Raw genomic sequence first — 15714 nt, 5'->3', positions numbered from 1 at the left:
AACAACTGATTATTTTTTAATTATTCTCCGTATGTAATAAAGGAGATTCAGTAACACTAATAAAAAAAACTTCTACTTTATAATGATTATAAATTAATAACTCTATTTGTACGTTACCAAAAAAAGCCCTCATAATCAAGTGATGGAAACTATTCCATATAAATTATAACATCATCTTCCCTATCTTCTTTCATCATGAAGGAAAATATGTATGATTGTTCCAAAATGTAACAAAGACTTTCTCAATACAATGTATTTGACATTGTATTTCTTTTTCGTTATATTGGTTTTATAAAATTAAATTGTGCACAACTTAATTAGAAGGGAGTTATTTATGACAGAAGACTCTTTGCATCTAGATAACCAACTTTGTTTTTCTATTTACGCCTGCTCTAGAGAGGTTACTCGTTTTTATCGACCTTATTTAGAAGAAATGGGTATTACGTATCCCCAGTACATTACTTTACTCGTACTATGGGAGCAAGATGGACTAACAGTAAAAGAAATTGGAGAACGTCTATTTTTAGATTCTGGTACGTTAACACCTATGTTAAAACGCATGGAATCATTAAAACTTGTAAAACGTGTTCGTTCCAAAGAAGACGAGCGAAAAGTTTGTATTGAATTAACAGAACAAGGCAAAGATTTAAAGGAAAAGGCTTGTTCATTACCGACAACGATGGCTACAAACTTAGGAATTACAGAGCAAGAATATCGCTCTTTATTAATTCAACTAAATAAACTAATTGACACAATGAAAACAATTAATGATGGAAAAGGGGAATAAATATGGATAAATTATATACTGCTTCAGTAACAGCAACAGGTGGAAGAAATGGGAAAGTAGTTTCAGATGATGGCATATTAAATCTTGATGTAAAAATGCCGAAAGCACTAGGTGGTGCAGGCGGAGAAGCAACAAATCCAGAACAACTATTTGCAGCTGGTTATGCAGCTTGTTTCGATAGTGCATTACAACTTGTCATTCGTACAAAACGTGTGAAAGTAGAAAGTACAGAAGTAACTGCTCACGTTTCTATCGGAAAAGATACAGATGGTGGTTTCGGTCTATCTGCTGTACTTGATGTACATGTAGCTGGCGTTTCACATAGCGAAGCACAAGAACTTGTAGAAGCGGCTCACGGTGTATGTCCTTATTCGAAAGCAACACGAGGAAATATTGAAGTTACATTAAACGTACGCTAAAAAATTTAGCAAAACAAAAACGCGCGACATTCGTCACGCGTTTTTTGTTTTTGTAAATTTATGAATTGCTTTCCACGCTTCTTCTTTTCCAAGTCCTGTTTCAGAAGAGAATAGAACAATTTCATCGCCAATTTCAACAGCAAGTGTTTCTTTTACAACTTTTAAATGCTTTTGCCATTTCCCTTTCGGAATTTTATCGGCTTTCGTCGCAATAATAATTGTTGGGATTTCATAATGCTTTAAGAAATCATACATCATCACGTCATCACTTGTTGGTTGGTGACGTAAATCAACTACTAATACAGCTGCGTCTAATTGCTCACGAGTTGTAAAGTACGTTTCAATCATTTTCCCCCATGCAGCGCGCTCCGATTTAGATACTTTTGCATATCCATAACCTGGAACGTCAACAAAGTGCATCATCTCATTGATTAAGAAAAAGTTCAGCGTTTGCGTTTTTCCTGGTTTAGAAGAAATACGCACTAACTTTTTACGATTTAAAATTTTATTAATAAAGGAAGACTTCCCCACATTTGAACGACCTGCTAATGCAATTTCTGGTAAATCACTGTCTGGATATTGTTCTGGTTTAACAGCACTAATTACAATATCTGCTTTTGTTACTTTCATTGTTTCACTCCTACTAATGCGTGCTCCAATACTTCATCTAAATGAGATGCAAGCACAAACGTAAGGTTTTCTTTTACGCTCTCTGGAATATCATCTAAATCTTTCTCGTTTTCTGCTGGCAAAATAATTTTTGTTAAGCCTGCGCGGTGAGCACTTAATGTTTTTTCTTTTAAACCACCAATTGGTAATACACGACCACGAAGTGTAATTTCACCTGTCATACCCACTTCTTTACTTACAGGAATACCTGTTAGCGCAGAAATAAGTGCCGTTGCCATCGTAATACCTGCTGACGGTCCGTCTTTTGGAACTGCTCCTTCTGGAACGTGAATATGAATATCATTTTTCTCATGGAAATTCGGATCGATCTGAAGCTCTTCTGCACGAGAACGTATATAACTAAACGCAGCTTGTGCTGATTCTTTCATAACATCCCCAAGTTTCCCTGTTAAAATTAGTTTCCCTTTTCCTGGCGCTACAGAAACTTCAATGGCAAGTGTATCGCCGCCTGCTGCTGTGTAAGCTAGACCTGTTGCCATACCAACTTGGTCTGTTTTTTCAGCTTGCCCATAACGGAATATGTGTTTACCAAGTAAATCAACAATCTTTTTCTCTGTCACAACGATACGTTTACGTTCTGCTGTAACGATAATCTTCGCTACTTTACGGCAAACTTTTGCAATTTGGCGCTCTAGCGTACGAACACCAGCCTCACGTGTATAATAACGAATAATCTCAAGAAGCGCTTCATCACGCACTTGTAAATTACCTTTTCGTAAGCCATGTTCTTTTAATTGTTTCGGCAACAAATGCTCACGAGCAATGTGTACTTTTTCAAGTTCTGTATAGCCAGCAATCGAAATGATTTCCATACGGTCAAGTAATGGACCTGGAATACTTGAAAGTGTATTAGCAGTTGCTACAAACATAACTTTTGATAGATCATATGGTTCTTCAATGTAATGATCACTGAAGTTATGGTTTTGTTCTGGATCTAATACTTCAAGTAATGCCGCTGATGGATCTCCACGGAAATCGTTAGACATTTTATCAATCTCATCTAATAAGAAGACTGGATTAACTGTTTTCGCCTTTTTCATACCTTGAATAATGCGTCCTGGCATTGCTCCAACATATGTACGACGGTGACCACGAATTTCAGATTCATCACGCACACCACCAAGAGATACACGGACGAAGTTACGATTCAATGATGTTGCAATTGAACGCGCTAACGAAGTTTTGCCGACCCCAGGAGGGCCTACTAAACAAAGGATAGGTCCTTTTAATGAATTCGTTAACTTCTGTACAGCTAAATATTCAAGTACACGCTCTTTCACTTTTTCAAGACCGTAATGATCGTTATTTAAAATCTCTTCCGAATGAGCAAGGTCAATTATATCTTCTGTTGCCTCTGTCCACGGAAGCGCTAATAACCAATCAATATAATTGCGAATAACACCACTCTCCGCAGAACTTGCTGGTAACTTTTCATAACGATCTAATTCTTTCAGGGCAGCCTTCATTGTTTCTTCCGGCATTCCTGACTGTTCAATTTTCTCACGAAGTTCTTCTACTTCTCCGCCCTTGCCTTCTTTGTCGCCAAGTTCAGTTTGAATCGCCTTCATTTGCTCACGTAAGAAATATTCTTTTTGCGTGCGCTCCATGGAACGTTTCACTTTTTGCCCAATTTTCTTTTCTAGGCTAAGTAACTCTTGTTCATCTTGAATAATTGAAATAAGTGTTTGTAATCGTTCTTTTACAGATACAATCTCTAAAATCTCTTGTTTCTGCTTCGTTTTAATCGGCAAGTGAGAAGCAATTAAATCAGCTAATCTCCCTGGTTCTTCCACATCAGCTACCGTTGCAAAAGTTTCATTTGAAACTTTTTTCGAAACTTTAATATATTGTTCGAAATGCTCCAGTAACGTACGCATAAAAGCTTTCTCTTCTAAATCATCTTCTACTTCTTCAGTTACCTTTTTAATAGACACTTGTACTACATTTTCTTCTTCGATAAACTCTATTACTTCTGCTCTATGTAAACCTTCCACAAGGACACGAAGCGTACCGTTCGGCAATTTTAACATTTGCTTCACTTTCGCCACTGTACCTACACTATATATGTCATCTTCTTTCGGATCATCGATATTCATTTCTTTTTGCATTGCTAAAAAGATGATATTTTCATCCATTGCCGCCTGCTCTAGTGCTTGTATCGATTTATCACGTCCTACATCAAGATGCAAAACCATCGTTGGATATACGAGAACGCCTCTTAATGGTAGGAGGGGCACGATTCTTTCGTTCGTATTCATACTAGACATAGCACCTCCATAATAAATTAAACTCCTGTTCAACTATTTTATATTACAATACACCTAGATGCAATTGCTGAGATTCCGCGCAATTGTAAATAGCTTGTTTTTCTACCTCACGAAAAGAAAAAGACTCCGATTAAGCATACAAACTTAAACGAAGTCTGGCAAATTTTATTATTGTTTATTTTTACATAGATTGTGCATCTGTTTCGTCTACGTGAGTATGTACATCTAGCTCTCTATGCATATTTTCTTGCATAAACGTTAACTCAAATACTTCTTTTAACTTACGAACAGGAATAATTTCAATTCCCTTGATCGTATACAAAAATGGTTGCATATTTTCAGCAGGAATAATGACTTTCTTAGCTCCCGCTTTTTTCGCAGCTTTTATTTTTGCGTATACGCCACCAATAGGCTTTACTTCTCCGTGTATACTTATTTCACCTGTCATCGCTACTTCATTATTTACATACGTGCGGTGCACCGCAGAATATACACCTGTTGCCATAGCGATTCCTGCAGAAGGGCCATCAATTGGGATACCCCCTGGAAAGTTAATATGTATATCGTATCCTTCTGGCAACACATCTAAAGAACGAAGTACTGTTAATACATTATCAACAGAGCCTTTCGCCATACTTTTACGACGAATCGATTTCGTTTGACTACCAATACTTTCTTCTTCCACAATTCCGGTAACATTTACCGATCCTTTATCTTTCGCCGGAATTGCTGTTACTTCAATTTCTAATAACGCACCTGTATTTGGTCCGTATACAGCAAGACCATTTACAAGACCAATCCTTGGAATCGGATAAATGCGCTTTTCATATTTCGGTGTAAGCTGACTTGAGTGAACAACCCACTCTATATCTTCATCCTTAATGAAAGAACGTTCTTCATTTATCGCCATACCCGCAGAGATTTGCACGAGATTAATCGCTTCTCGTCCATTCCTTGCATACATCCCAATCATCTCAATACCATTTTCACCTATTTGCATTTCCACTTTTTCCGCGGCATTTTTCGCTACTTTTTGAATTTCTTCCGTATCTAATTCACGGAAAAATACTTCTAAGCAACGTGACCGAATGGCAGGAGGAATTTCCTCTGGCGAACGTGTCGTTGCTCCAACTAAGCGAAAATCTGCCGGTAAGCCTTTTTGGAAAATATCATGTATATATGTTGGGATCATTGTATTTTCTTCACTATAGTACGCACTTTCTAAAAATACTTTTCGATCTTCTAACACCTTTAACATTTTGTTCATTTGAATCGGATGGAGCTCGCCAATCTCATCAATAAACAAAATACCACCATGTGCATCTGTTACAGCCCCTTTTTTCGGTTGCGGAATACCTGCTTGCCCCATCGCCCCAGCACCTTGATAAATCGGATCATGCACCGAACCAATTAAAGGGTCTGCGATACCACGTTCATCAAACCGAGCTGTTGTCGCATCAAGTTCAATAAATGTTGCATTCGTACGAAATGGAGATTTAGGATTTCGTTTCGCTTCTTCTAATACAAGACGTGCTGCCGCTGTTTTCCCAACACCTGGTGGGCCATATATGATTACATGTTGCGGATTCGGACCACAAAGAGCCGCTTTTAACGACTTAATCCCGTCCTCTTGCCCTACAATATCTAAAAAGGTTGTAGGACGCACCTTTTCTGCTAGCGGCTCTGTTAAAGAAATCTCACGCATTTTACGAAGTTGTTCTAATTCTTTTTTCGATTCTCGATCAATTGAAACTTTTTGTGTTCGTTGATTTCGAAGTAAATGCCAGAAATACAATCCGACAATTACACCAAAAACAAGTTGAACAACTAAAAATATATTTGTCCAGCTCATTATTTATTTCCTCCCGCAATATTTTATCTCTTAGTATTTCCGCGGAGGAACGTAGCTAAACATAAAGAAAAACAGCAATTATAAAAATTGCTGTTTCCCTTTCGCATTATGCAGATGTTTTTGTATCAAGTACAGTACCGTCTTGTAACACCAATTTTGGCGGCTCATTATCAGCTACTGTTTCTTTTGTAAGAATACACTTCTCGATATCTTTACGAGATGGAAGTTCGAACATTACATCAAGCATTAAGCCTTCAATAATAGAACGAAGTCCACGAGCACCCGTTTTACGTTCAATTGCTTTTTTCGCAATTTCGATTAGTGCACCTTCTTCAAACTCTAACTCAACATCGTCAAGCTCCAATAGTTTTTGGAATTGCTTAACAAGTGCATTTTTCGGTTTCGTTAAAATATCAACAAGAGCATCTTCATCAAGTGGCTCTAGGTTCGCAATAACTGGAAGACGACCGATAAACTCTGGAATTAAACCAAATCTTAAAAGATCCTCTGGTAATACGTGAGATAAAACATGCTTCTCATTTACATCAGCATTTTTCTTCTCAGAACCAAATCCAATTACTTTTTCACCAAGGCGACGTTTAATAATCGGCTCAATGCCATCAAACGCTCCACCACAAATAAATAAGATGTTCGTTGTATCAATTTGAATAAACTCTTGGTGCGGATGCTTACGACCACCTTGAGGTGGAACGCTTGCTACAGTACCTTCTAAAATTTTCAGAAGTGCCTGTTGCACACCTTCACCAGATACATCACGTGTAATTGATGGATTTTCGGACTTACGTGCCACTTTATCAATCTCATCAATATAAATGATTCCTTTTTCCGCTTTCTCTACATCATAATCAGCTGCTTGAATTAATTTTAGTAAGATATTTTCTACATCTTCACCAACATATCCAGCTTCTGTTAAAGATGTTGCGTCCGCGATTGCAAATGGAACATTTAGAATACGCGCTAACGTTTGTGCAAGTAATGTTTTACCACTACCTGTTGGCCCGATAAGTGCGATATTACTCTTCGCTAATTCTACATCATCAATTTTGCTGTTAGAATTAATTCGTTTGTAATGGTTATATACCGCTACCGCTAGTGCTTTTTTCGCGCTATCTTGCCCGATGACATACTCATCTAAGATTTCACGAATTTCTACCGGTTTCGGTACATCTTTGAATTCTACTTCTTCGTCCTTCGCAAGCTCCTCTTGTACAATTTCAGTACAAAGTTCGATACACTCGTCACAAATGTAAACACCTGGACCTGCCACTAACTTTCGAACTTGCGTTTGTGTTTTACCACAGAAAGAACATTTTAATTGCCCTTTTTCATCATTAAATTTAAACATATTTTCACACCCCTTACAAAGTGCTAACCTCTTGCCTTCGTATGTACACGATAAATGTATCGTATGTAAATACATATTATGTCACTACGTGGCGAGAAATACAAATAATATGACTAGTTATGTACAAATAAAAAATTTTTAAAACTTTTGAAATATGTATATTCGACTTGTAAAGGAACTTTTCCTTCTCCATCGAAAAGTTTTATAAATATATTTCTATATTTATAAAACAAGGCACGATTTTAATCGTGCCTTGTTATTTTATTATGCAGCGTTTTCTACTAAGAAATCTACAGCTTTACGCACTTTAAGATCTTCAGCTAAAGCGTCTACGCTTCCAAGAGCTTGCTTGATAGCGTCTACTGGCATACCGTACATTTCAGCCATTTTTTCAACTTCTGCAGTTACTTCTTCTTCAGTAACTTCGATGTTTTCAGCTTCAATGATAGCTTCAAGAACAAGATTGATTCTTACACGTTTTTGTGCATCTTCTTTCATTTGCTCTTTTAATTTGTCAGCGTCAGTACCTGTGAATTGGTAGTAAAGCTCAAGGTTCATACCTTGTTGGCTTAAACGTTGCTCGAATTCACGAACCATACGATCTAACTCAGTGTTGATCATAGCTTCTGGAATTTCGATTTCAGCGTTAGCAGCAGCTAATTCTACTACTTCGTCACGTACTTTGTGCTCAGCTTCGTGCTTTTTGCCTTCTTCTAAGTTTGTGCGAAGTTTTGCTTTTAATTCATCAAGAGTTGCAACCGCTTCGTCTGCTTCTTTAGCGAACTCGTCGTTTAACTCAGGAAGTTCTTTTGTTTTGATTTCATGAATTGTTACTTTGAATGTTGCTGGTTTGCCAGCTAATTCAGCAGCATGGTACTCTTCTGGGAATGATACTTCAACGTCTTTAGACTCACCAGATTTAAGACCGATTACTTGCTCTTCGAAACCTGGGATGAATGTACCAGAACCGATTGCTAGAGAGTAGTTTTCGCCTTTTCCGCCTTCAAATGCTTCGCCATCAACGAAACCTTCGAAGTCGATTACAGCTGTATCACCGTTTTCAACAGTTCCTTCTTCTTTAACAACTAGTTCAGCTTGACGCTCTTGTAAAGATTTTAATTCGTTCTCTACATCTTCGTCAGTTACAGTTGTTTCAACTTTTTCTACTGCTAAACCTTTGTACTCACCTAATTTAACTTCAGGTTTCACTGTAACTTTTGCAGTGAAGATAAGGTTAGCATTTTTTTCGAACTTCTCGATGTCGATTTCAGGATGATCAACTGGGAAGATACCAGCTTCTTCAATCGCTTCACCGTATGCTTTTGGTAAAATGATATCTAAAGCATCTTGGTATAAAGATTCAATACCAAAGCGTTGTTCGAATAATGGACGAGGCATTTTCCCTTTACGGAAACCTGGTACGTTAATTGTTTTTACTACTTTTTTGAACGCAGCGTCGATAGAGTTGTTTACTTCTTTAGCATCAACTTCGATTGTTAAAACGCCAACGTTACCTTCTAATTTTTCCCATTTTGTAGACATTTATTCTTTCCCTCCAACTATAATAATGTATGCACATACCTCTATAGATTAAGATCTTCATTATCTCTTTTTTGAAATAACAAATACACAAATAATCCTCTAGCAAAAGCTTTCAGATATAATGTTCCAATCTACTAATTGCCCAGAAGACAACTACGGTATATTTTGTTCGAGAATAATATGAAACATATTAAGTAAGAGAATTACACTTCTCTTCTCTTACAAACAGGCAGTTTTCTGCCTTTTGCAACCCTTACATTATAACATAGAATATGCTCGTTTCAAGAACTGAACGATTCTTTTTCATAATTATACGGGCAAATATCCTTCTCTTTCAACACGTAATAACCATTGATAGGCAATATGAAACTCTTCCAATTCGATATTGTATGCTGCCATAAGCTCTTCTTCATCAATAGCCAATCCGAAACGCTTTCTTCCAATTCTCTCTAAAACAGCTGACCAAATCTCTTCTTTATCCATTAATAGAGCGAATGGGAAAATGCTAATTTGCAATTCTTTCCAATATGTAACCATCGCTTCAAATATATCGGGATAATTTTGCTCTAATCGACTTGATAATTTATGTATAATGTTATTGGATTGCTCCTCATTATGACCTGTAAATGCTGGAATTACCTTAATCGTATTCCCAAACTTTTCTACCTCTATTTCCTCTTCTACCTGACTTTCTATCATTTTATACAAAATAGAAGTTTTCAAATAGGGGTGTTGCTCTTCGTCTATTAAAAATTTCTTTAAAACAGGTAATGCAAGATCTAAGTCTTTTAACGAAAGTCGCTGAATCGCTCTTAGCTTCTGTCCAAAGTTTTCTCCAAAAATTTCATTAGTAAACTCATCCAACTCAAAATTTGAATCCACTAGCGATGCGTCTCCCTCATTTAGCATACCTTCTGCAAATAAAGCAAGCTGCGCTAATTTTTCCTTTTGATCAGGCATTATATCTTTCGTTTGTAAAACCTTTTCAACAGTTTCAATAACACCTTCATAATCATTTGTTTGAACTAAAATAGTCACGTACGTTTCAAGAATATCACCAAATAAGACAACTCCTGTTTTAAGCAACTGTTCACATTTGTCTTTCGCTTCTTCCATACGTTTTAATTCGAGTAAACAAATAACTGAAGCTAATTCCGTTTGTTCCGTTTCCGCATTATACTGACGTAATATTTCAAAGCAGCGCAATGCATCTTCGAACTTCCGCTCTTTCAGCGCTAAAAAACCTTCATCAATATAGCGCTCTGATAGTTGTGGAAACAATACGACCGTATTTTCTTTTTTATCCATACGTCCGCCTCTTTTTCTTGATTTTAATTATGTTCAAAGTAAATATATCAAATGCGTAATGAGAACACAACATCCCAAAACTATTTGTTTGAAATATGAAAATATTTAATTTTTACATTCCAATACAAATAAATCTCTACTAAAAATTAAAATTGTACAAGTAAAAATCCCCAGCAACAAACGCAGAGGATTCATCATTAATGGAAAGCTTTTATAATTGTGGGGTATATTACAAGGGTAATAATTTGGAGAACAATAATTGCCATAACAATCATGCTAAAATAGAAGATTGGTTTACTTCGCTTCATTAAAAACATAATAATAAGCATCGTACAAGCAAACAAACTTAAGAAGAACAAACTTGTTGTCGAACTAAGTATACCACTTGGGACAAAGAACAATAACACTACACTACAAGTACCTATAATTCCAAATAACCATTCCATTCATTCACTCATTCCCTTTCCCTCTCATGGCTGTTTTCTCTAAGCAATCAAATGTTTCACAACATCAACTACATACGTTAATTTCTCATACGCTACAAATCCAAAAGCAACCGTCAAGCCCGTTACAACTAATCCTTTCATCATTTCTGCCTCCTCGTTTTATCGTTGTTATCTTCATTATAAAAGATTAGCAATTTCTTACCATCGAACTACCTTACAGTTACCTTACAGAATTGTAAGATTTCAAAAAGAGATTGAAAAAAACCTCATATCGCTTGAGGTGCTTTCACGGAATTTATTTATAATCACTTGCAAAATTAACTTTTTTCTCTTGGTTATTTTTCGGAGAATCCACTCTTAAACTAATAGATTTACTAAATAATTTAGGATCAAAATAATTATTCATTACTTTTCTTAACTTACCTTCAGATATTTTCGTATTACAAGAAAACAAAGGATGAAGATCATGTTAATATATTTTTGTACAATTAAGACTTTAATTTACAAGGGGGATTATATATGTTTAAAAAAATGGCCGCAGATGTATTAGGACTAAGCGATGTAGGTTCTGTTATTACACCTAAAGACTATGATAAGGTCGATGCCGATGATTATGTAATGCATGAAGATGGGGAGAAAATTTACTTTCTAATTAAATCGAAATCAGATGAATATTGCTTCACAAACAAAGGGTTAATTCACTTAGACGGTACAAGCGCAACAAGTAAAAAACGTACACTACGCCGCTTTAGCTATAGTAAATATCAAATTAAAAACGTAGCGCTTGAAACTGCGGGAACGATTGATTTAGATGTAGAAATTAAGTTTCAAATGGGCGATGAGCATTACTCAATTGATGTTCATAAAAAACATATTGAAGAATTAAAAGATTTATATAAGGCTTTACTTAAAATCGAAGAAATTTCATACGACAACGATATTACATTACAATATGCACACAAAAGTTTAGATATGGCATCTAACGCTTTCAGCCGTATTTCAAACGCACAAGTAAATTTAGCAGAACAGTTTAAAGAAATAAACGAAATCGCTTTTAACTGGCTCGTTGATACGAAGAAACAATATAATGTGAAAGATTATGGTTTTGTATTTGAGAAGTTTATTAATAACTAAACAGAAAACCTTGTTATCAAAAGATAACAAGGTTTTTGTAGCGTACCAGGAGAAATTCGAGCTCCCGCTTCGTCTTTAACCAAAATATATAAACGCTAGTATAATTCGTTTATTGAATCGTTCATTGTTTCGGTTAACTGACCATTTGTTAAAATTCTGCCTTATTATATACCTTATCGTCAAGATGAAGCTTTTTCCTATTATAATGTCTCTATTTCTAAATCTACTTCTAATTCTAGAGCTTCGTCACATGCTTTAAATAACATTTCAAACATGTCTTTACCACCACTTGTGTAAAAGTAGTTAGATAGATCTGTTATATTTGTTGAAGATTTATCTCTCCATGGTAGTTGCTTAGATAAACCTTCAATGTCCCACACTACTTCTGATGGTGAGAATAGTTTTAATTTTTCACGAGCTTCTTTCGCTTCCTCAATCGCCTTTAGGATATTTTGAAGTGTTAACCTTCCATCTTTATAAAGTATTTTATAAGAAGATTATATTATGTCTGGTTATTTCACTGTGCCCAATATTTGAAATTACTAACAGGGAGAATGAATGCAATTAGTTACATAATTGAAAATAAAATTTTTACACAAATGTTGAGAAATATTGAAATTCAATTTCCATCAAATTCTATTCTTGCTATCATTATTTATAAGAATATTCAAAAAGGGGTGGGATTTCATGGACGTTCTAATAAAGGGGAATGAACAAATTTCAAAACTACTTAACAGATGGTATCAAGAAATACGTTCACGTAATATAGATAATGCCCATTGTTTAAAAGAAGAAATTAATTCGATCATTCACACTAACGAAGCAGACCCAAAATTGTTACTCTACTATTACCTTTTAGATTTCGGTTATAAATATTTAGTGGATAATTTAAGTATTTCAAAAAATAGCTTTGATAAAATTGAATCTTTTAATATTCCCACAGATAACTTTTTATCTTACTACTACCATTTTTATAAGGCTATTCATTCTAACGCAATCGGTAATTATAGCCTTGCTAAAGAACATTATGATACAGCAGAAATTTTACTTAAACACATTCCTGATGAACTTGAAAAAGCAGAATTTCATTATAACTTAGCAACATATCATTATCATATTTATCAAGCACTTTTAGCCATTAAGCACAGTACAAAAGCTAGGGACATATTTTCTAAACATGAAAGCTATGAATTAAAAACAGCCTATTGCGATAATTTATTAGGATTAGCTTGTACGCATTTAAGAGAATTTGAACTAGCTGAAGAATACTTTGTTACTGCAATGAACACATTCCAAAAGCAAAAAAATGAGAAAGCAATCTTACTAGTTCGCCATAATTTAGGCTTAATGTATGCGAGTCAAAACCTCTCTATTTCGGCAATTCGATACCTTTCAGAAGTTGTCGAAAAGAAACCTCATAATTATAAAGCTATTTTTGTTAAAGCCAAGGAACACGTCAAGCTAGATGAAGAAGAAATTGCATCTCAACTCATTGAAAAAGGTTTAACTATCTGCAATGAATTAGGAAATCAAGAATATCAATACCGCTTTACAATTCTAAGAAAAATTAATAAAAAAGTTACTGCCGAAAAATTAGAACAAGCTGTGCTAGCAGGAATGAACTACTTTAAAAACGAAAGATTATGGGAGTATGTCCAAGAATACGCGGAAGCAGTCGCAGTCCAATTTCATAACGAAGGAAACTTTGAACAAGGAAGTAAATATTTCTATTTAAGTTATGAAGCTAAAAAAGAAATTTTTAAAAAGGAGGCGTTAAAGTGAAGAAAGTATTATTAGGAATGCTATTGATTACACTTGTAACAATAGGCACACATACCTCAGTTAATACTCAAACAATTATTAATATTATACAAAGTTTAGCTGATGGTGATACAGGTTGATTTATTAAAAACATAGGACGCTTACCTATTCTTAGGACAGCGTTCTTTTTTATCTAACTTTAACTTTGAAAGGGTTAAACAACGAAAATGTTTAGCGGACTAACAATAGAGACAATAGGCAAGTTTGCACCTGTATTCACTACAATTATAGCCACCTTACTTATACCAGCTGTATTATATAGTGTTAATCAATTTGTAATAGCGGCAACAACTAAGGAAATTGATAAATTGTATTTAAATAAAGCCACACTAGTAAAATTGAATTTTTGGAATGTAATTTTATTTACACTGTTAGGTGCTATTTTATATCTATTTGCTGCTGTGTTTTTAACTTTGGATTATATGATAACCTTAATAAAACTTGGCGTAACAACGAAAAAGTTTGGTACATCGGAGGAGCTTTAATTATTAGTGTTATTCTATTAGTTGTACTATATTTTCTGTTTTGGTTTTCTCTGCATAAAAACAAGAAGTTTAATATTATTCTTAAAGTTTTAATTTCCCTTCAAATCATAAGTAGTGTAATTATTTTTTCCTATCTCATTACTATTCAAATTTTTAGGAAATGGAATTATGAGATGATACCTTCCATAGTACTTCTTATTTTAATTTTGGCATGTATACAAACCCCAATGAATAACCTAACAAGAAATAAGAAACCTTCACAATATATTATTACTATAGTAGCCGAAGAAAAATTAGAAACTTTAATCCACGGTTACACAATTGATGAAAAACGAACGGTTTGTTTTGTAGAAGGCATAAAATCCGATGAGGTTTTTTATGTATGTGATTTTTCATCAAAGTTTTTTTGAAGCATACAAAAAAATCTGAAGAACATGTGACTGCTAATCCAGCAACATCTGCCAACCCCCCCCAATTGTTAGACACAACTAACAATTGGGGGGTATTTTTTATTTAACGCACAATTATCTCGAGCGCTTTACCGATTGTTAGGTTGAACGTATAACGATTTTCTGCGGTCTCTTTCTTTCGCTGATCACTTTTCAATCTATCCCCCAAAATATTCGATAAGTTCTCACTAATCGTTAAAGAATCACATTTTTTGACAAAAAAGCCCCCTAACTCGTTAGCGACCGCACATTGTACGATTCAACTTACGAATTAGAGAGCTTATATATTGCGGACTTTGACGTCACCGCAAAAGGTTTTGTTAGCGTCCCAGGAGAGATTCGAACTCCCGCTCCGCCCATTTCCGTACTATTTTATATATTTTGATCGCAGTCTTAATATATCTTCTCCTTCGCGAATGCCTGCCGATCCCTTCCTCACATTTTTTACGACAGTCCAATTCGGGTTAGTTTCATCACCGATGTTCTGTACTGTAAAATTGCCATCACCATATTTTCGGTGGCCTTCTGCCAATTTCTCCGTTAAATCATTCTCATTTGATCTCGCCATCTTTGCGCCATCTCCCTTTTTTATACGACCTTCTTAAACCATCTAACCAATCACAGGTCCAGTCAATTGGAGATTCTCGTTTTCCGCTTCTATTAATTGTAACACACTACCGGGAATAAGTTCCGATAACTGCTGCTGAATTGTACTAGAATGGTAAAGAGTTTTATAATATTGTAAGTAAACAATTAAGAGAATCTGGATATGGATTTGAGTTCCATCATAAACCTATTGATTCTTTAAATTAAATAAGAGGAATAGGGCGCATAAATGGCGCTCTTTTTATTTAAGAAAAAGAAGTACATATGCAACTACTTAATATCAAAGGAAAGGTCGCAAATATCAAGAATGAACTACACCTATAACCCAAACATCAAATTTTAGACAAACAAAAAACCTTGTTATCAAAAGATAACAAGGTTTTTTTAGCGTCCCAGGAGAGATTCGAACTCCCGACCGTACGCTTAGAAGGCGTATGCTCTATCCGGCTGAGCTACTGGGACATGGAGCGGGTGAAGAGAATCGAACTCTCGACCAGAGCTTGGAAGGCTCTTGTTTTACCACTAAACTACACCCGCATATG

The 15714-nt window shown here is 35.3% G+C and carries 15 protein-coding genes and 2 tRNA genes; 6 read left to right on the top strand and 11 right to left on the bottom strand.

Features of this window, described 5'->3' with window-relative positions:
- Nucleotides 1-334 precede the first annotated feature (334 nt).
- A complete protein-coding gene (locus tag AU379_RS02060) occupies nucleotides 335-787 on the top strand; it encodes a MarR family transcriptional regulator (protein ID WP_000133916.1) in 453 nt (150 codons plus the stop codon).
- A 2-nt stretch (nucleotides 788-789) separates the two neighbouring features.
- The gene (locus AU379_RS02055) at nucleotides 790-1206 is read left to right on the top strand and encodes an organic hydroperoxide resistance protein (protein WP_000359781.1); all 417 of its coding nucleotides are present in this window, start codon (nucleotides 790-792) and stop codon (nucleotides 1204-1206) included.
- Nucleotides 1207-1239: 33 nt separating this feature from the next.
- Here the strand turns inward: AU379_RS02055 and ysxC are convergent, their stop codons facing one another.
- From ysxC to AU379_RS28280, 7 genes are all read right to left on the bottom strand, one after another.
- Nucleotides 1240-1836 carry a ribosome biogenesis GTP-binding protein YsxC gene (gene ysxC / locus AU379_RS02050; protein ID WP_000869116.1) on the bottom strand — a complete coding sequence of 199 codons (597 nt, stop codon included), beginning with the start codon at nucleotides 1834-1836 and terminating at the stop codon, nucleotides 1240-1242.
- On the bottom strand, nucleotides 1833-4163 hold the full coding sequence (lon, locus tag AU379_RS02045) for an endopeptidase La (protein ID WP_061138933.1): 2331 nt from the start codon (nucleotides 4161-4163) through the stop codon (nucleotides 1833-1835). The genes ysxC and lon overlap by 4 nt, the downstream gene beginning before the upstream one ends.
- Nucleotides 4164-4344: 181 nt before the next feature.
- Nucleotides 4345-6015 (bottom strand): ATP-dependent protease LonB, encoded by a 1671-nt coding sequence (gene lonB / locus AU379_RS02040; protein ID WP_000119179.1) that lies wholly within the window; start codon nucleotides 6013-6015, stop codon nucleotides 4345-4347.
- A gap of 106 nt (nucleotides 6016-6121) precedes the next feature.
- On the bottom strand, nucleotides 6122-7381 hold the full coding sequence (clpX, locus tag AU379_RS02035) for an ATP-dependent protease ATP-binding subunit ClpX (RefSeq protein ID WP_000472289.1): 1260 nt from the start codon (nucleotides 7379-7381) through the stop codon (nucleotides 6122-6124).
- Nucleotides 7382-7645: 264 nt separating this feature from the next.
- Nucleotides 7646-8923: a trigger factor gene (tig, locus tag AU379_RS02030; RefSeq protein ID WP_000105215.1), complete on the bottom strand. Its 1278-nt coding sequence runs from the start codon at nucleotides 8921-8923 to the stop codon at nucleotides 7646-7648.
- Nucleotides 8924-9232: 309 nt separating this feature from the next.
- Nucleotides 9233-10231, bottom strand: coding sequence for a hypothetical protein (locus AU379_RS02025; RefSeq protein WP_000358274.1), 999 nt, complete (start codon nucleotides 10229-10231; stop codon nucleotides 9233-9235).
- A 197-nt stretch (nucleotides 10232-10428) separates the two neighbouring features.
- A complete protein-coding gene (locus AU379_RS28280; RefSeq protein WP_001983650.1) occupies nucleotides 10429-10677 on the bottom strand; it encodes a hypothetical protein in 249 nt (82 codons plus the stop codon).
- 519 nt (nucleotides 10678-11196) lie between these two features.
- Here AU379_RS28280 and AU379_RS02020 point away from each other — a divergent pair.
- Nucleotides 11197-11811: a PH domain-containing protein gene (locus tag AU379_RS02020; RefSeq protein WP_000473867.1), complete on the top strand. Its 615-nt coding sequence runs from the start codon at nucleotides 11197-11199 to the stop codon at nucleotides 11809-11811.
- A gap of 200 nt (nucleotides 11812-12011) precedes the next feature.
- Here AU379_RS02020 and AU379_RS02015 read toward each other — a convergent pair whose 3' ends face one another.
- Entirely contained in the window at nucleotides 12012-12296 is a 285-nt protein-coding gene (locus AU379_RS02015) for an Imm70 family immunity protein (RefSeq protein ID WP_087944812.1), read from the bottom strand.
- A 202-nt stretch (nucleotides 12297-12498) separates the two neighbouring features.
- Between AU379_RS02015 and AU379_RS02010 the strand changes: the two genes are divergently transcribed.
- The 3 genes from AU379_RS02010 to AU379_RS30835 all read left to right on the top strand — a co-directional run bounded on the left by AU379_RS02010 (nucleotide 12499) and on the right by AU379_RS30835 (nucleotide 14117).
- A complete protein-coding gene (locus AU379_RS02010) occupies nucleotides 12499-13593 on the top strand; it encodes a tetratricopeptide repeat protein (protein ID WP_000382781.1) in 1095 nt (364 codons plus the stop codon).
- A complete protein-coding gene (locus tag AU379_RS31105; RefSeq protein WP_269769370.1) occupies nucleotides 13590-13712 on the top strand; it encodes a hypothetical protein in 123 nt (40 codons plus the stop codon). The genes AU379_RS02010 and AU379_RS31105 overlap by 4 nt, the downstream gene beginning before the upstream one ends.
- 87 nt (nucleotides 13713-13799) lie before the next feature.
- Entirely contained in the window at nucleotides 13800-14117 is a 318-nt protein-coding gene (locus AU379_RS30835; protein ID WP_033697427.1) for a hypothetical protein, read from the top strand.
- Nucleotides 14118-14933: 816 nt separating this feature from the next.
- Here the strand turns inward: AU379_RS30835 and AU379_RS01995 are convergent.
- The 3 genes from AU379_RS01995 to AU379_RS01985 form a co-directional block, all read right to left on the bottom strand.
- Nucleotides 14934-15134, bottom strand: coding sequence for a hypothetical protein (locus AU379_RS01995; RefSeq protein ID WP_000124460.1), 201 nt, complete (start codon nucleotides 15132-15134; stop codon nucleotides 14934-14936).
- Between the two features lie 426 nt (nucleotides 15135-15560).
- Nucleotides 15561-15634: transfer RNA gene (locus AU379_RS01990), tRNA-Arg, on the bottom strand.
- Nucleotide 15635: 1 nt separating this feature from the next.
- Nucleotides 15636-15709, bottom strand: a tRNA-Gly gene (locus AU379_RS01985).
- Nucleotides 15710-15714: the final 5 nt, after the last annotated feature.

This window comes from Bacillus sp. JH7, assembly GCF_001563515.1.
In the GTDB taxonomy this organism is placed as follows: domain Bacteria; phylum Bacillota; class Bacilli; order Bacillales; family Bacillaceae_G; genus Bacillus_A; species Bacillus_A cereus.
Note: the sequence above shows the minus strand (reverse complement) of the source record. Positions and strands in the feature narration are given on the sequence as shown.